This window comes from Bradyrhizobium sp. AUGA SZCCT0431, assembly GCF_018131065.1.
In the GTDB taxonomy this organism is placed as follows: domain Bacteria; phylum Pseudomonadota; class Alphaproteobacteria; order Rhizobiales; family Xanthobacteraceae; genus Bradyrhizobium.
The window spans coordinates 176,723-192,298 of record NZ_JAFCLR010000008.1 but is presented as its reverse complement, the minus strand read 5'-3'; the positions used below and the strand labels follow the sequence as shown (position 1 = coordinate 192,298).

General features: G+C 64.2%; 17 protein-coding genes. 7 read left to right on the top strand and 10 right to left on the bottom strand.

Annotation, left to right across the window (positions count from 1 at the left end; all coding sequences use genetic code 11):
• Window positions 1–39: 39 nt before the first annotated feature.
• A complete protein-coding gene (locus JQ567_RS10070) occupies window positions 40–789 on the bottom strand; it encodes a FadR/GntR family transcriptional regulator (protein WP_212438658.1) in 750 nt (249 codons plus the stop codon).
• 104 nt (window positions 790–893) lie between these two features.
• Window positions 894–1,820 carry a class I SAM-dependent methyltransferase gene (locus JQ567_RS10065; RefSeq protein WP_212438657.1) on the bottom strand — a complete coding sequence of 309 codons (927 nt, stop codon included), beginning with the start codon at window positions 1,818–1,820 and terminating at the stop codon, window positions 894–896.
• Between the two features lie 51 nt (window positions 1,821–1,871).
• Between JQ567_RS10065 and JQ567_RS10060 the strand changes: the two genes are divergently transcribed.
• The 5 genes from JQ567_RS10060 (at window position 1,872) to JQ567_RS10040 (ending at window position 7,115) form a co-directional block, all read left to right on the top strand.
• On the top strand, window positions 1,872–2,909 hold the full coding sequence (locus JQ567_RS10060) for a ligase-associated DNA damage response exonuclease (protein WP_212438656.1): 1,038 nt from the start codon (window positions 1,872–1,874) through the stop codon (window positions 2,907–2,909).
• Entirely contained in the window at window positions 2,906–4,579 is a 1,674-nt protein-coding gene (locus JQ567_RS10055; protein ID WP_212438655.1) for an ATP-dependent DNA ligase, read from the top strand. The genes JQ567_RS10060 and JQ567_RS10055 overlap by 4 nt, the downstream gene beginning before the upstream one ends.
• Before the next feature lie 149 nt (window positions 4,580–4,728).
• Complete coding sequence (locus JQ567_RS10050) at window positions 4,729–5,031, top strand: DUF6460 domain-containing protein (RefSeq protein ID WP_192735422.1); 303 nt, start codon at window positions 4,729–4,731, stop codon at window positions 5,029–5,031.
• Between the two features lie 24 nt (window positions 5,032–5,055).
• Entirely contained in the window at window positions 5,056–5,790 is a 735-nt protein-coding gene (locus tag JQ567_RS10045; RefSeq protein WP_212438654.1) for an MBL fold metallo-hydrolase, read from the top strand.
• 2 nt (window positions 5,791–5,792) lie between these two features.
• Window positions 5,793–7,115 carry an MATE family efflux transporter gene (locus JQ567_RS10040; RefSeq protein ID WP_212438653.1) on the top strand — a complete coding sequence of 441 codons (1,323 nt, stop codon included), beginning with the start codon at window positions 5,793–5,795 and terminating at the stop codon, window positions 7,113–7,115.
• 95 nt (window positions 7,116–7,210) lie between these two features.
• On the opposite strand, the gene JQ567_RS10035 is transcribed toward JQ567_RS10040, so the two are convergent.
• Complete coding sequence (locus JQ567_RS10035; protein WP_211997919.1) at window positions 7,211–8,308, bottom strand: quinone-dependent dihydroorotate dehydrogenase; 1,098 nt, start codon at window positions 8,306–8,308, stop codon at window positions 7,211–7,213.
• Window positions 8,305–8,649 (bottom strand): DUF952 domain-containing protein, encoded by a 345-nt coding sequence (locus JQ567_RS10030; RefSeq protein WP_212438652.1) that lies wholly within the window; start codon window positions 8,647–8,649, stop codon window positions 8,305–8,307. Before JQ567_RS10030 ends, JQ567_RS10035 begins: the two co-directional genes overlap by 4 nt.
• Before the next feature lie 184 nt (window positions 8,650–8,833).
• Here JQ567_RS10030 and JQ567_RS10025 point away from each other — a divergent pair, with 184 nt between their 5' ends.
• Complete coding sequence (locus JQ567_RS10025) at window positions 8,834–9,484, top strand: helix-turn-helix transcriptional regulator (RefSeq protein ID WP_212438651.1); 651 nt, start codon at window positions 8,834–8,836, stop codon at window positions 9,482–9,484.
• 2 nt (window positions 9,485–9,486) lie between these two features.
• Window positions 9,487–10,005, top strand: a complete 519-nt coding sequence (locus JQ567_RS10020) for a mismatch-specific DNA-glycosylase (protein ID WP_212438650.1) — start codon at window positions 9,487–9,489, stop codon at window positions 10,003–10,005.
• 147 nt (window positions 10,006–10,152) lie between these two features.
• Here JQ567_RS10020 and JQ567_RS10015 read toward each other — a convergent pair whose 3' ends face one another.
• From JQ567_RS10015 to JQ567_RS09990, 6 genes are all read right to left on the bottom strand, one after another.
• A complete protein-coding gene (locus JQ567_RS10015; RefSeq protein ID WP_212265310.1) occupies window positions 10,153–10,932 on the bottom strand; it encodes a class II aldolase/adducin family protein in 780 nt (259 codons plus the stop codon).
• 283 nt (window positions 10,933–11,215) lie between these two features.
• Window positions 11,216–12,859: a lysine--tRNA ligase gene (locus tag JQ567_RS10010; RefSeq protein ID WP_212438649.1), complete on the bottom strand. Its 1,644-nt coding sequence runs from the start codon at window positions 12,857–12,859 to the stop codon at window positions 11,216–11,218.
• A gap of 144 nt (window positions 12,860–13,003) precedes the next feature.
• Window positions 13,004–13,921: a transporter substrate-binding domain-containing protein gene (locus JQ567_RS10005; protein WP_212438648.1), complete on the bottom strand. Its 918-nt coding sequence runs from the start codon at window positions 13,919–13,921 to the stop codon at window positions 13,004–13,006.
• A gap of 85 nt (window positions 13,922–14,006) precedes the next feature.
• Window positions 14,007–14,597 carry an SCO family protein gene (locus tag JQ567_RS10000; RefSeq protein WP_212036736.1) on the bottom strand — a complete coding sequence of 197 codons (591 nt, stop codon included), beginning with the start codon at window positions 14,595–14,597 and terminating at the stop codon, window positions 14,007–14,009.
• 22 nt (window positions 14,598–14,619) lie between these two features.
• Window positions 14,620–14,856 carry a hypothetical protein gene (locus JQ567_RS09995; RefSeq protein ID WP_249165383.1) on the bottom strand — a complete coding sequence of 79 codons (237 nt, stop codon included), beginning with the start codon at window positions 14,854–14,856 and terminating at the stop codon, window positions 14,620–14,622.
• A 106-nt stretch (window positions 14,857–14,962) separates the two neighbouring features.
• Complete coding sequence (locus JQ567_RS09990) at window positions 14,963–15,433, bottom strand: hypothetical protein (RefSeq protein ID WP_212438647.1); 471 nt, start codon at window positions 15,431–15,433, stop codon at window positions 14,963–14,965.
• Between the last annotated feature and the right edge of the window lie 143 nt (window positions 15,434–15,576).

Below are 15,576 nucleotides of genomic sequence, written 5' to 3'. Positions count from 1 at the left end.
CTTCGACCTGCGCTGCGTGACCGGTGTTCCCGGCAACACTTACTCGTCCAGGCCTGCCCATTGGTTGTGAGATTCCGGCTGCCCGTTTCCTTCCGCCAGTGCCCGAACTTCATCGAATGCGGAATGGACATGCTTTTGCACCAGAGCCGCCGCCCGGGTTTCGTCCCTGTCAGCAATGGTGGCCACGAACTCCTGATGATCAGCCAGTGAGCGGCGGCGAATGACCGGGGATGAGAAATACTTCTGCCGCCACTGAAAGCTCATCAAAAACAAGGGCGTGAGCGTTCGAACGATGATGGCGTTCTGGCTGGCCGCAGCCATTGCCAGATGAAACTCGACATCTTCATTGGCGACATTGAGTTCGGCCTGCACCCGGCTGGAATAATTGGCGACCAATTCCCGCAACCTGTTGAGATCGGCATCCGTCCTGCGCGCGCATGCGAGGCGGATCGCATGGGTTTCAAATATGACCCGGGCCTCGCTCACATCGCGCATGGTGCGCTCGTCAAACGGCAAATCCAGATTGGCCTGGATGACCAGGGAATCGAGCCCGCTGTCTTCGAGCGCGTTGCGCAGGAAAATGCCGGACTTCGGCCGGCGCTCGGTCAGCCGTAGCGCATCAAGAACCGCCAACGCTTCCCGTACCGAGCTGCGGGTGACGCCAAAGCGATCCGACAACTCGCGCTCTGACGGCAGCCGGTCGCCCTTCTGCAATCGGTGATGGCGAATGAACTCGATGGTCCGCTTGACCGCTCGCGATCCTTCGCTTGCTTGCTGAGGCACGGTCATCTGATCCTACCAATCTGGTAGGTCCAGATTGGTATATCCTCATAGGTTTGTCCAGCCCGCTCCGCGCGAGACATCGGTTCATTCCTGAGAGCCAATTCTGGCGGTCAGCCCTTGGCTGCGACCGCGACAAGGCCTGGTACCGGGATGTTGTCCTCGGTGCGCGCCGAGCGATCTTCGAGCAGGGATAAATTCAGACCGGCCGCTTCCACCGCTTCGCGCACATCGGCTGCCGCGTGGGCATAGCGTAGGCCTGCGCCGAGAATGACGCCTTCGCCGGCATGCGTCTCGGTCGTGAAGGCGAACAGGCCGCCGGCGGCCAGCACGCGGCTTGATTCCGCCAGCACCGGCGCGAGATCGGCGACATAGATCATCACGTCGGCGGCCAGGATGAGATCGGCGCTGCTGTCAGGCCTCGCGCGCAGACCTTCCACGATGTCGCCGACTTCAAGCTCCGCATAAAGGCCGGTCGAGCGGGCCTTCTCGATCATGCGCGGCGACAGATCGATGCCGATGAAATGATCGACCTCCTTGGCGAAGGCCGTCGCGACGAGCCCGGTGCCGCAGCCGAGATCGATGGCGCGCTTGAAGAAGGCGGGCTTGCGGGCGGCCGCGCGCACCGACAGCACCGCCCCGAACAGCAGGTCCGGGCCGCGATAACCGAGATCGTCCACCAGCGCGGAGTTGAACCGCCGCGCGTATTGGTCGAACAGCACCTGCACATAGCCTTGCGGCATCGCGGCTAATGGTTCGGCGCCGAGCCGCATCAGCCGCAGGCGGGCGCCATGACGATCATCCGGATCACCGTCCCACGCCTTGCGAAACGCCGTGATCGCCGCATCGGGCTCGCCGAGCGTTTCGCGGATGTCGCCGAGCGTGAACCAGGCCGTGACGAAATTCGGCGCCAAATCCGTCGCCTGCAGCAGCAGGTCGGCGGCGCCGGGCAGATCGCCCTTCATTTGCAGGTCGCGCGCAAAATCATAACGGCGATCGGCCATCAGATCGCCGGAGGTCAGAAATATTCGCGTGGGCATGGGCTCTATGGGGCAGGTAAAAATCGGGGCAATGCGCCCTATATAACCGACATGCGTCCGCAAGACATCCTGCTGCCAGCTCCCGCCGGTTTGTGCTGCAAGCCCGGCGGCTTCCATATCGATCCGGTTCGGTCCGTCGAGCGCGCCGTGATCACCCACGGCCATTCCGACCACGCCCGTCCCGGCCATGGCGCGGTGCTGGCCACCCAGGAAACGCTCGACATGATGCGGCTGCGCTATGGCGATAATTTCGCCGGCTCCACGCAGGCGATCGCCTATGGCGAGGAACTCCGGCTCGGCGACGTCAAAATCAAATTCCATCCCGCCGGTCACGTTCTGGGCTCGGCGCAGATTGCCGTCACCTGCAAGGACACCTGCATCGTCGCCTCGGGCGACTACAAGGACGCTAGCGATCCCACCTGCGCGCCGTTCGAAGTGGTGCCGTGCGACGTCTTCATCACCGAAGCGACGTTCGGCCTGCCGGTGTTTCGCCATGGCAACGCGGCGGATGAAGTGAAGAAACTATTGGCTTCCGTGGCTCTGTTCCCGGAGCGCGCGCATCTGGTCGGCGCCTACTCGCTCGGCAAGGCGCAGCGCGTGATCGCGCTGCTGCGCGAGGCCGGCTACGACGCGCCGATCTATCTGCATGGCGCGATGGAAGCGATCACGCACTATTATCAAAGCCGCGGCGTTGCGCTCGGCGAGCTTCGTCCGGCCAAGGGCATCAAGAAGGCCGACCTCGCCGGCACCATCACGCTGGCGCCGCCATCGGCCACCTCTGACATCTGGACGCGGCGCTTCCCCGATCCGGTCACGGCGTTCGCCTCGGGCTGGATGCGGGTGCGGGCCCGCGCCCGCCAGCGCGGCATCGAATTGCCGCTGGTGATTTCCGATCACGCCGATTGGGACGGGCTGACCGCGACCATCGAAGCCACCGGCGCCGGCGAAATCTGGGTCACCCACGGCCAGGAAGACGCGCTGGTGCATTGGTGCAAGACAAAAGGCCTCGCTGCGCGGCCGCTCGATCTCGTCGGCTACGGCGACGAGGACGAGCACGAGGCGCCGCCCCCTGAAGGTGCCGAGGCATGAACCGCTTCGCCGAACTGCTGGACCGCCTCGCCTATGAACCCAGCCGCAACAACAAGCTGCGGCTGCTCACGGCGTATTTTCGCGAGACTGATGATCCCGACCGCGGCTATGCGCTGGCGGCACTGACCGGCGCGCTGTCGTTCAAGCACGCCAAGGCCGGACTGATCCGCGACCTGATCACCGACCGCGCCGACCCCGTGCTGTTCGGCCTGTCCTATGATTATGTCGGCGATCTCTCCGAGACGGTGGCGCTGATGTGGCCGAAGGTGGCGTTGCCCGGCCATAACAACCCGCCTCCCCCGACGCTTTCCGAAGTCGTCACCACGCTGCGCACCCTCGGCAAGACCGAGCTTCCAAGACAGCTCGCGCGCTGGCTCGATGAACTCGATGAGACCGGCCGCTGGGCGCTGCTAAAGCTGGTCACCGGCGCGATGCGGATCGGCATTTCGGCGCGGCTGGCCAAAACCGCGGCCGCCAACCTCGGGGACAAGGACGCGCACGACGTCGAGCTGATGTGGCCGGGATTGAGCCCGCCCTATCTCGACCTGTTCGCCTGGCTGGAAGGCCGCAGCGAAAAGCCAGTCAATCGCGATCCGACACCGTACCGCCCTGTCATGCTGGCGCATGCGATCGAGGATGCGGATTTCGCCAATCTCGATCCCGCCGACTTCATCGCCGAATGGAAATGGGACGGCATCCGCGTGCAGGCCGTAAGCGGCCGCGACGAGCGCGGCCACGTCCAGGCGCGGCTTTATTCGCGCACCGGGGAAGACATCACCGGGAGTTTTCCGGACCTCGTTCCGTCGCTGCATCTGCAAGGATCTTCAAGTTTCGCCATCGACGGCGAATTGCTGGTGCTGCGCGAGGGCCGCGTGCAGACATTCAACGTGCTGCAGCAGCGCCTCAACCGCAAAGTCGTCTCGCCAAAACTGATCAAGGAGTATCCGATCCATCTGCGCGCGTATGACCTACTTGGTGACGACGAGAACGATTTGCGCGAGTTGCCGTTCATCGAACGCCGCGCGCGGCTGGAGGCGTTCGTCAAAAAGCTTGACGATGCCAGGATTGATCTATCGCCGACGGTCGCCTTTGACAGCTGGGACGCGCTGACGGCGGCGCGCGCCGATCCCGCCAGCGCCGGCGCGGGCGAGGATGCCGACGCCGTCGAGGGCGTGATGCTCAAGCGCCGCGATGCGGCCTATCTGCCGGGCCGCCCCAAGGGCCAATGGTGGAAGTGGAAGCGCGACCCGCATCTGATCGACGCTGTGCTGATGTATGCGCAGCGCGGCCACGGCAAGCGCTCGTCCTATTATTCGGACTACACGTTCGGGGTCTGGACCTCCGGCGAGGACGGCGAACAGCTGGTGCCGGTCGGCAAGGCCTATTTCGGCTTCACCGACGAGGAACTGCTGCAGATCGACCGCTTCGTCCGCCGCAACACCACCGAAAAATTCGGGCCCGTGCGGCACGTCGTGCACGAACCCGACCAGGGACTGGTGCTGGAAGTCGCCTTCGAGGGCCTGGCGCGCTCGCCGCGGCACAAATCCGGCGTCGCGATGCGGTTCCCGCGCATCAGCCGGCTGCGCTGGGACAAGCCGCCGCGTGAGGCTGACCGGCTGGAAACGCTGGAGCGGATGCTGAAGAGTGACGCCAGCATTACCGCAGCGTAATTCAGTCGACCATTGACGCGCCGACGCAGGTTCCCCATTTGCTCACAGCTGTAGTGGATTCTTGTTTTGACGCGTTTTCTTCACGCGAACCGGTATCCACTTCGCTCAAAAACGCTACAATACGCGGGCGTGACCCGCAGGAGAGATCAATGCCCAACGACGTCAGGGATTTGCCGGCCAGCAATGACGGCCTCAACCGCTTTCTCGGCGGCTCGCCGCTGGCGGTGGCGTTCCGGCTGATCCTGCTGTCGGTTCTGGTCGGCGTGGTGCTCGCCGCTGTCGGCTTCGATCCCTGGAACATTCTGCACAGCATCCGCATGCTGTTCCAGCGGCTCTGGGATCTCGGCTTTGACGCCGTCAACTGGTTGTGGCGCTACTTCCTGCTCGGCGCCGTGATCGTGATTCCGGTCTGGCTGTTGTCGCGGCTGTTCGGCAGCCCGCGCGGGCGCTAAACTCCTCGCCAAGGACCGCAGCCGATGCAACTGCAATTTATCGGCTGCGGCGACGCGCTCGGCTCCGGCGGACGCGCCAACACCTGCTTCCATCTCACCGGCGCCAGCGTCAATTTCCTGATCGACTGCGGCGCCTCGTCACTGCCGGCGCTGAAGCGGCTCGGTGTCGCACGCGACGGCATCGACCTGATCCTGATCACGCATTTCCACGGCGACCATTTTGGCGGACTGCCGTTTTTCCTGCTCGACGCGCAGTTCACCCGCCGCACCCGTCCGCTGGTCATCGCCGGGCCGCACGGAATCGAGACCCGGCTGAAGCAATTGATGGAGGCGATGTTCGAGCATTCCTCAAAGACGAAGCAGCGTTTCGAGCTCTCCGTCATCGCGCTCGATCCCGAGCAGAGCCGGACGTTTGGCGCGGTCAAGGTGACGCCCTATCCGGTCGTGCACGGCGAATCCGGTGGACCGTTCCTGGCCTACCGCATCGAGGCGGAGGGCCGCGTCATCGCCTACAGCGCTGACACCGAATGGACGGAAACGCTAATCCCGGCCGCGCGCGAGGCCGACCTGTTCATTGCCGAGGCCTACTATTACGACAAGATCGTCAAGAATCATCTCAGCCTGAAAACGCTGGAAGCCCATCTGCCCGAGATCAACGCCCGGCGGCTGATCCTGACGCATATGAGTGACGACATGCTGGGACGGCTGGGTTCGCTTTCCTACAGCACCGCGAGCGACGGTCTGGTGGTCGAGCTGTAAGCATGCATTCGCCGGCTGCTCCCTCGAAAGTCACGACGGCACAGGTATTTGCCATCGCGGGTCCCGCGATGATCGCGAACCTGACGACGCCGCTGATCGGTATCGTCTCGACCACGGCGATCGGCCGGCTCGGCGATGCCACGCTGCTCGGCGGTGTGGCGGTCGCCTCCGTGCTGTTCGACTGCCTGTTCTGGCTGTTCGGATTCCTGCGCATGAGCACGGTGGCGTTCACCGCGCAGGCGCTCGGCGCCGGCGACACGCAGGAACTACGCGCCATCCTGCTGCGCGGCTTCATCGCCGCAGGGCTGGTCGGCGCTGCGCTCATCCTGCTGCAGATCCCGCTCGCCAGCCTTCTGCTGGAGGCGATGGGCGGCAGCGAAGGCGTCACGCGCGCGGCGAAAACCTATTTCACGATCCGGATCTGGTCGGCACCGCTGGCGCTCGGCAATTATGTCATGCTGGGCTGGCTGATCGGACAGGCCCGCGCCAGGCTGGCGCTCGGCACGCAGATCACCATCAACCTGATCAATGCGGCAGCGACCGCGCTCCTGGTGCTGGTGCTCGACTTCGGCATTGCCGGCGCGGCGATCGCGGCCGTGACCGCGGAAGCGGCCGGGCTCCTGCTCGGCGTTATGATCGCGCGGCGCCTTTCCCATGGGCAACCGGCCATCTCGCGCGCGACGCTGTTCGACCGCACCAAACTGATGCGGCTATTGGCGGTCAATCGCGACATCCTGATTCGTACCGCGGCGTTGATCGCGGCCTTCCTGTTCTTCACCGCGCAGGGCGCCCGTGCCGGCGACCTGACGCTCGCAGCCAATGCGGTGTTGAACAATTTCCTGATGATCAGCGCCTTCTTCCTCGACGGCCTTGCCAACGCCGCCGAACAGCTCTGCGGCCGCGCCTATGGCGCCCGCGACAGAAGCGGATTCTCGGGCGCGGTCAAGCTGGTCGTGATCTGGGGCTTTGGTTTTGCGCTCGCCGTCGCCGCCATCTTCGCACTGTTCGGCCCCTCCCTGATCGACATCATGACGGCGAGCGTCGACGTGCGGCGCATCGCGCGCGATTATCTGCCGTTCGTGATCTTCGCACCGCTGCTCGGCGTGTTCGCCTTTGCCTTTGACGGGGTCTATATCGGCGCGACCTGGGCACGCGACATGCGCAACCTGATGCTGCTGTCGCTCGCGATCTTCCTTGGCGCATGGCTGGCGCTGCGATCGTTCGGCAATGCCGGGCTGTGGGGTGCGCTATTGGTGCATTACGCCGCCCGCGGTGGCCTGGAAGCGCTGCGTTATCCGGCGCTGTTGAAGAAGTCGTTTGCGTAGCCCGGATGGAGCGAAGCGAACTCCGGGGTGTCTCGCCGGGCCATAGGTTGTCCCGGATTACGCTGCGCTTCATCCGGGCTACGCACTGAACGTATCTACTGCACCGGCCATTCCTCGGCGGTGATCGTCGCGGCGTCGGCGCCGACGATTTCCGCCAGCGAGTCGCGCCCCGTGCGCAGCAAGGTCGAGGACAGATCGTTCTTGATGTCCTCGACCAGCCCGAGGCCCTTGTAGATCAGCGACGAGTAGAGCTGGATCAGGCTGGCGCCGGCGCGGATTTTGGTCAGCGCGGCACCTCCACTATCGATGCCGCCGACCCCGATCAGCGGGAAGGCACCTTCGGCACGCACATAAGTCTCCGCCACCATCCGCGTCGACAGCCGGAACAGCGGCCGTCCCGACAGGCCGCCCTGCTCCTTGGCACGGCCCGATTCGCGTAAGCTCGAGGGCCGCGCCAGCGTGGTGTTGGCCACGACCATGCCGTCGACCCGGCGCGAGCGCGCGATGTGCACGACGTCGTCGAGTTCGGCAAGACTCAAATCCGGCGCGATCTTGAGCAGCACCGGGGAATCGCCGGCATTCTTGCGCACCCGCTCGCGTGCATCGATCACTCTGGCGAGCAGATCGTCGAGCGCGGCCGATTGCTGCAGATTGCGCAGGCCCGGCGTGTTCGGCGAGGAGACGTTGACGGTGAAATAGCTCGCGACCGGCGCAAAGGTCTCGATCAGCTTGACGTAATCGGCAGTGCGGTCGGCCGAATCCTTGTTGGCTCCGACATTGACGCCGACGATGCCGGAAAGATGCGCACGCGAGGCGAGCCGCCGCAGCACAATCTCCGCCCCGTCATTGTTGAAGCCCATCCGGTTGATCACGGCCTCGTCGCGCTCCATCCGGAACAGCCGCGGCCGCGGATTACCGACTTGCGGTTTGGGCGTCACCGAGCCGATCTCGACGAATCCAAATCCCAGCCGCAGCAGCGCGTCGGGCGCCTCCGCGCTCTTGTCGAAGCCCGCGGCCATTCCGATCGGATTGGGAAAGTTCAGGCCGAAGGCGCGCACCGCCAGCTTCGAATCGTCCGGCTTTGAGCGGATCGGCGGCAGCAGCCGCAGGCCCTGGATGGCCATGCGATGCGCATCCTCCGGATCGAACCAGCGCAGCAGCGGCAGTGAAAAGGCGTCGAAGGCGCGGATCACGGCGCAAGCTCCGGAATGTCATGATGGCCGTCGGACCGCGCCCGCATGTCGAGGATGGCGGTGACGGCGCCGAGATCGAGTTCGCCATAGAGATGTGGGAACAATTCGTCGTTGCGCGAGCGTTCCCAGCGCAATTCATCCCCGAGCGCATCGGCGTCGACCGCGATCAAAAACAGCCCGGTCTGGCCGAAATAATGTTTCCGCGCGGTCTCGGCGACCTGGGAGGCTGTGGAAAAATGGATGTAGCCGTCGCGCAGATCGTCCGCGCTGCCCCGATAGACGCCTTGCCGCTCGGCCTCGCGCCAGGCCGAGGCGGGGCTGATTTTGTAGATCGTGGGCACTCGCCGGCATTCCCTGTTTGTCGTTGAGTCTCTTGGGATTTTTCCCGGGATTCCGGGTCGGGCGCCGACCGTAAAGGCGGCTGGGGCCGAACTCAAGCGCTGCCGCGCCGTCCGGCCAGCATGGAATTTGCGGAAATCTCGCGTTTCAGGCAATAATTCCTAAACCCGTCTTTGAGTGATCCCAATGGCCAAGCCAACCAAAGCCCGCATTCTCACCCACGGCCAGGTCTGGACCGCGCTCGACCGGCTCGCCGAGCGCGCCGGGCTGTCGCCCTCGGGCCTCGCCAAGCGCTCCGGCCTCGACCCCACCACCTTCAACAAATCCAAACGCATCACGGGCGACGGCCGCGAACGCTGGCCCTCGACCGAATCGGTCTCCAAGGCGCTGGCCGCCACCAATTCCTCGATCGACACGTTCGTGCAGCTGATCGGCGACGGCGCGCGCAGCCAGCAATCAGTGCCGATGCTCGGCCTCGCCCAAGCCGGCAGCGGCGGCCATTTCGACGACAGCGGTTTTCCCGCCGGCAAGGGCTGGGATGAGGTGGCCCTGCCCGCCGCGGGCGACGAGCACGCCTACGCGCTGGAAATATCCGGCGATTCGATGAAGCCCGCCTACCGCGACGGCGACATCATCGTGGTCTCGCCGGGCACACCGATCCGGCGCGGCGACCGCGTGGTGGTGAAGACGAGCGAAGGCGAGGTGATGGTGAAGGAATTGAAGCGCCGCACCACCAGGACGCTGGAACTGCAATCGCTCAACCCGGCGCAGGCCGACCGCGCGCTCGACGCCGACGACGTCGAATGGATCGCGCGGATCGTGTGGGCGAGTCAGTAGGGTTGTCCCCGGCTCCGGATATCCTGCAGGATGTGCTGGAAGACTCCCTTCACATCGTTCTGTGCGGGATGGCTGCGGGGACGGCATCAGCCAAAGCCAAGGCTTACTACGCGCACAAGCAGAACAAGTTCTGGAAGATTCTCTACGAGACCGGGCTGACGCCGGCGCTGCTGCAGCCGCACCAGTACCGCGATCTGCTGCAGCATCGGATCGGACTCACTGATCTCGTGAAGACGCACTCGGGAATGGATCACCAGATCCCGTTATCCGAACTGCGAATGGATGCGCGATCTCGCCTGAGCAATTCGGTTGCGGCATTCCGGCCGAAATTCCTGGCGTTCACGAGCAAGGCGGCCGGACAGGGGTTTCTCGGCGGCAAGCGCCATTACGGCGAGCAGGCTGAGCGGATCGCCGATACACGAATCTGGATCCTGCCCTCCACGTCGGGCGCGGCGAACGGAAGCTGGCGGCCGGAGGTTTGGTACGCGTTTGCGGATCGGGTGCGGGCTGCTGCGGATTGATCGGCTCCGCATCATCGTGTCGTCCCGGCGAAGGCCGGGACCCATAACCACCAGCGTTAGTGGTCGCGCACAAATCGTCGAACAGCCTTCTCCAACCGAGAAGCCGCGGCGTGTGGGTCCCGGCCTTCGCCGGGACGACAGCAACACCTACGTCGCGTAATCCGGCTCCTTGCGATCAAGCATGCGCTTCAACGCATCGAAGTGCCGCTGTGCCGGGGTGGGTCCCTTGTAGAGACGCTCATCCTTGTATTCGCGCTGGGTCTTCTCCACCACGGGCGCGGGAAGCTGCTTCAGCTTCTGCCCGGTCCACATCGCGTAGATCTGCACCTGTGCGGCGCGCTCGACGTAATAGAGCATGTCGTAGGCCTCGGCGACGGTCGCCCCGACCGTCGAGATGCCGTGATTGGCCATGAACAGCACCTGCTTATCGCCGATCACCTTCGCAAGGCGGGCGCCCTCGGCGGGATCGACGGCCGGGCCGGTATATTCGTCGTCATAGGCGATGGCGCCGGACAGGCCGACCTCGGTCTGGCCGATCTCCTTGATGCGCGGATCGTCGAGGCGCGTCAGCGCGCTGGCATAGGGCATGTGGGTGTGAAACACCGCTTTGGCCTGCGGCAGCGCCTTGTGGATCGGGGCGTGGATGCAATAGCAGGAGCGCTCGACCTCGCCCTCGCCGCGCTTGACCTCGCCGTCATCGATGCCGACTTCCATGAAAGACGAGGCCGTCACCTCGGACCAATGCATGCCGAACGGGATCTGGTAGTAGCGGTCGCTGCGGCCCGGCACCGTGTAGGTCAGATGGTTGAAGATGCCTTCGGAAAAACCCTGGTTGAAGGCGAGGCGATGCGCGGCCGCCAGATCGACCCGCGCCTGCCATTCCTCGGCGCTGCTGTCATTGAGCATGTTCGGCGAAACCAACTGCATACGTCTGCTCCCAATGTTGCCCGCCCCTCGACGGGGGCTTGATGGCGGATAGTGTAGCGCAATTCGGTGCAGGCTGCGGTTGAAATTGCGGCGGACCTGCTATCTGGATTTGCGGCGCTGACTGACGCGGTGGGATACGATGCGAAGCCCAACTCCAACGTCGTCCCGGCGAACGCCGGGAGCCATACGCCGCGGCGGTGTTTTTTGGCACGAATGGTGAAGACCATCTAAACCAACTGGCGACGGTGGCTATGGGCCCCGGCTCAAGGCCGGGCGACGATCCCTACGCGCTCCGCGCCAGCGCGCCGTCGATCATCGCCACGGCGTTGGCCAGACCATACACCGCGACGAACGAGCCGAAGCGCGGGCCTTTTTCCTGGCCGAGCAGCACCTGATAGAGCATGTTGAACCAGTCGAGCGAGACGCCCGGCCTGCCATCCTTGCCCTTCTTGACGAGATCGAGGAACGGCTCGCGGCGGCCGATCTCGTAGACCACGTTCTGGATCTCTTCCGCCGTTGATGTCGCCGGCAATTGCGACAGCGCGTCGCGCAGATCCTGCAACGCGACGCGTTCGCCGTCGGTCGGCTCACGGAACTTTTTCGTCGGCGCCACGAAGTCGCGATAATAATTGATGGCGTAGCCGACCAACGCGTCGAGCTTCGGATGCGTCTGCGGCGTCACGCCGGGACGATAGCGTCCAATAAAACCCCACAGCGTTTCGGCGTTCTCCGCATTCGACGACGATACCAGCGTCAGCAACAGCTGGAACGTGACCGGCATGTCGGCCTTCGGCGGCTGGCCGGCATGGATGTGCCAGACCGGATTTTGCAGCTGCTGCTTGGCATCCTGCCGCGGCAAGCCGTCGAGGAATTGCTGGTAGTCATCGACATTGCGCGGGATCACGTCGAAATGCAGCCGCTTCGCCGCCTTCGGCTCGCGGTACATGAACAGCGACAGCGATTCCGGCGACGCGTAGCGCAGCCATTCGTCGATGGTGAGCCCGTTGCCCTTCGACTTGGAAATCTTCTGGCCCTGCTCATCGAGGAAGAGTTCGTAATTGAAGCCTTCCGGCGGCGAGGCGCCGAGCGCCCGGGTGATCTGGCCCGAGAGCTTCACCGAGTCGATCAGATCCTTGCCGGCCATCTCGTAGTCGACGCCGAGCGCGACCCAGCGCATCGCCCAGTCGGCCTTCCACTGACACTTCACATTGCCCCCCGTGACCGGGGTTTCGACCTCCTCGCCGCTGTCCGGGTCGACATACGTGATCGTGCCGGCGGCAATGTCGCGGCGGATCATCGGCACCTGCAGCACGACGCCTGATGTCTTGCTGATGGGCAGGAACGGTGAATAGGTCGCACGGCGGTCCGGCCCCAGCGTCGGCAGGATGATCGCCATGACCTTGTCGTAGGCGGCGAGCATCTTGAGCAGCGTCGCGTCGAAGCGGCCCGATGTGTAGTAATCGGTCGAGCTGGCAAACTCGTAGTCGAAGCCGAAATGATCGAGGAACGCGCGCAGCCGCGCGTTGTTGGCGGCGCCGAACGAAGGGTGTTCGTTCGAGAACGGATCCGGCACGCGCGTCAGCGGCTTGCCGAGATGAGCCGCCATCATGTCGCGATTGGGGACGTTGTCCGGCACCTTGCGCAGGCCGTCCATGTCGTCGGAAAACGCCAGCAGCCGCGTCTTGATCTTGTCCTCGGTCAGCACGCGAAAGGCATGGCGCACCATGGTGGTGCGCGCGACCTCGCCGAAGGTGCCGATATGCGGCAGCCCCGACGGGCCGTAGCCGGTCTCGAACAGCACCTCGTCCTTCGGGTTCTTTTTCAGCCGCGCGACAATCGCTTTCGCCTGCTCGAACGGCCAGGCGTTGGATTGTTCGGCGAGCGCGCGCAAATCGCTCGGGTTAGCGGCAAGGTCGATGGTGGACATTTAGACGAGCTTTCTCCGAAGGGCCGAGAAACGGGAAATATAGCCGTCATTGCGAGCGAAGCGAAGCAATCCATGGGGCAACAAGGAAAGAGTGGATTGCTTCGTCGCTTCGCTCCTCGCAATGACGGCTGATGGTTGGCAGTCCTAGAATGGACTGATCGAAAAATAGCGCAGCCACAAATCGGTGTAGCGGCCTTTTTCCCAGAGCCGGAACAGCGCCCAGTTCAGCGACTGCCGCAGCAGATCGTTGCCCTTGCGGACCGCGATGCCGATGCCCTCGCCGAAATAGCGGCTCTCGACGAACGGCCCGCCCGAGAAGGCGCAGCATTCGGCTGAATCGGTGCCGTTGATCCAGAACGCCAGCGCGATTGCGTCGCCGAAGATGAAATCGACTTCGCTTCGCCGCAGGGCCAGCCGCAGCGCTTCGTCATTGGGGTACGATTTGATCTCGGCGTCGGTGAACATCGCCTTCAGATAGGCCTCATGCGAAGTGCCGGCGATGGCGCCGATTTTCTTGCCTTCGAGATATTCGGGACGCACCTCCGGCATCACGGCGTCGCGCCGCGACACGAAGCGCGCCGGCGCGCGGTAATAGGGGTCGGTGAAATCGATGCGGGCGCGCAATTGCGGCGTCACCGCCATCGACGCGATGATGGCGTCGCCGCGGTTGCTGGTGATGGCGTCGATCAGGGTCTCGAACCGGCGCATCTGGATGGTGCAGGTGACCTTGATCTCGTCGCACAGCGCGCGCGCCAGATCGACGTTGAAGCCGGCCGGATTGCCGTCGGGGCCGGTGAAGTTGAACGGCGGATAGTCGGTCTCGGTCAGGAACCGGATCACGGTCAGGCGCGACAAATCGGGCCGGTCCGGACGCCGCCTTGGGTCCCAGAAGCCAGGCACCGCCTGCGGCGCCGCCTCGACCGCGGGCCGGGGCGCGGCTTGTGCGGACGCCTCACCGGGCAGCACAATGGCTAGCGCAGCCGCGATCGACATCCCGGTCAGCAGGCTGCGGACGGATTTTGGCAATCTGGCGCTTTGTAACAAGGCTGGCTGGTGGGGCATTGCCGGCGTTTTGTTGTGGAATTGGATGGCCTTATAGACCATCCGGCATCCGATGCGAGGCCGTTTTGCGGGGCTTTGGTACGGCTCAGAGATATTTCTTCAGATCGGTCGCAGCTTCCTGGGGCGTCCGTTTCAGGTTGAACGGCGAGACGAAGCGGCCGTCGCGATCCATCAAATAGATCAGCGCGGTGTGGTCCATGGTGTAATCGCCGTCCTTGAGCGGGACCTTCTTGGAATAAACCCGGTAGGCCGACAGCACCTTGGACACCGCCTCGGGGTTGCCCGTCAGCCCCTTCAGATGCGGGTCGAAGCTGGAGAGATATTCCTTCATCGCGGCCGCGGTGTCGCGCTCCGGATCGACCGAGACGAAAAAGGCGTTGACCCGGTCGGCGTCCTTGCCCATCGCCTTCAGCACTTCGGAAATCTCGAACAGCGCGGTCGGGCACACATCGGGGCAATGGGTGAAGCCAAAGAAGATCAGCGTCGGCCGGCCCTTGAGATCCTTGTCGGTCACGGTCTGGCCGGCCTGGTCGGTCAGTTGAAACGGCCCGCCGATCGCGGCCGGCGCCGTGACGGTGCGCAGGCCACCGAGCGCCCACAGCATGATCAGGAGGCCAACCAGCAGGCTGACGGCAAAGGATGCGACAATCACCAGCGGTCGGATGCTCCGGTCCATGCAAAAATTCCCTATGTCCGGATCAGAAGCAGGCCGAAATACCGGCGGCGATCATTTCAAAAAACACCGTGGTCCCGTAGTGGAACCAGAGCGCCGCGGCGCCGCATACGGCCAGCCCGCCGAGGCTGGCGGCGCCCCAGACGATCGCGGACGCCACCCTGCCCTGCGGCCGGGGTGCCGCGATCATCCCATGCTGGGTGGTAATCGGCTGAACCATGGGGTTCAGATAGGGCCAGTTCCAGGGCCAGGCAAGCGCCATGGCCGCGCGGCCGATCACGTCATGCGGAGGGATATCTGCTGTTTCAGCGCGACGCCGGGCGATCTCAGCGAGATGCCGGGGCGATCGCAGTGCGACGCTAGGGATCTCAGCGAGACACCGGCTTGATCGCGGACGCCTGGGCGTCGAGATAGCAGGGCTTGAACATCGCCTGCAACTGCTTGCCGCGCAGGAAGATCATGCGCTGGGTCAAGCCGCCGCGCTGGGCGATCCAGCGCCGGATTGGCGTCGGGTACATCGAATACAGCATCTGGGTGGCTTCGGCGTTGGTGATCGCCCGGCCGTTGGCGCCGAAATCCCAGGCGGCATGGAAACCGAGATTGGCGTGCGAGGTGACGCAGATCCTGTCGTGGGGAACGGCGCCGAGAACGATGGTGCAGGCCGAGGCGCACAGGCCGTCGATGATGACCATCTCGCCGGAACTCCGCAGGCCCTGGTATTTATCGACATAGGTACCGATCCGGCCGCCTCGATCGTCGGCGATCCGGACCACCGCCTGACCAGATACAACCCCTGCCAGCAGCAGCACCGCCGCAAGCACCCCCGTCACCAGCTTCATATCCCAGCCCCAGTCCTGAAACGTCCGAACCCGAATCTGATTGTCTTAGTGATGCAAGACTTCGCGAGCGTCGTTCGAGACCGTGATTTTGTCTAGGCGGCTGGAGCTGCTCAAAACAAATTCAAATTAAGTGTTGCAGTCGC

What these genes read in the sequence shown, in the direction of transcription:
- JQ567_RS10070 (WP_212438658.1), bottom strand. Translation starts at nt 789, where the DNA reads ATGACCGTGCCTCAGCAAGCAAGCGAAGGATCGCGAGCGGTCAAGCGG.
- JQ567_RS10065 (WP_212438657.1), bottom strand. Translation starts at nt 1,820, where the DNA reads ATGCCCACGCGAATATTTCTGACCTCCGGCGATCTGATGGCCGATCGC.
- JQ567_RS10060 (WP_212438656.1), top strand. Translation starts at nt 1,872, where the DNA reads ATGCGTCCGCAAGACATCCTGCTGCCAGCTCCCGCCGGTTTGTGCTGC.
- JQ567_RS10055 (WP_212438655.1), top strand. Translation starts at nt 2,906, where the DNA reads ATGAACCGCTTCGCCGAACTGCTGGACCGCCTCGCCTATGAACCCAGC.
- JQ567_RS10050 (WP_192735422.1), top strand. Translation starts at nt 4,729, where the DNA reads ATGCCCAACGACGTCAGGGATTTGCCGGCCAGCAATGACGGCCTCAAC.
- JQ567_RS10045 (WP_212438654.1), top strand. Translation starts at nt 5,056, where the DNA reads ATGCAACTGCAATTTATCGGCTGCGGCGACGCGCTCGGCTCCGGCGGA.
- JQ567_RS10040 (WP_212438653.1), top strand. Translation starts at nt 5,793, where the DNA reads ATGCATTCGCCGGCTGCTCCCTCGAAAGTCACGACGGCACAGGTATTT.
- JQ567_RS10025 (WP_212438651.1), top strand. Translation starts at nt 8,834, where the DNA reads ATGGCCAAGCCAACCAAAGCCCGCATTCTCACCCACGGCCAGGTCTGG.
- JQ567_RS10015 (WP_212265310.1), bottom strand. Translation starts at nt 10,932, where the DNA reads ATGCAGTTGGTTTCGCCGAACATGCTCAATGACAGCAGCGCCGAGGAA.
- JQ567_RS10010 (WP_212438649.1), bottom strand. Translation starts at nt 12,859, where the DNA reads ATGTCCACCATCGACCTTGCCGCTAACCCGAGCGATTTGCGCGCGCTC.
- JQ567_RS10005 (WP_212438648.1), bottom strand. Translation starts at nt 13,921, where the DNA reads ATGCCCCACCAGCCAGCCTTGTTACAAAGCGCCAGATTGCCAAAATCC.
- JQ567_RS10000 (WP_212036736.1), bottom strand. Translation starts at nt 14,597, where the DNA reads ATGGACCGGAGCATCCGACCGCTGGTGATTGTCGCATCCTTTGCCGTC.
- JQ567_RS09995 (WP_249165383.1), bottom strand. Translation starts at nt 14,856, where the DNA reads ATGGCGCTTGCCTGGCCCTGGAACTGGCCCTATCTGAACCCCATGGTT.
- JQ567_RS09990 (WP_212438647.1), bottom strand. Translation starts at nt 15,433, where the DNA reads ATGAAGCTGGTGACGGGGGTGCTTGCGGCGGTGCTGCTGCTGGCAGGG.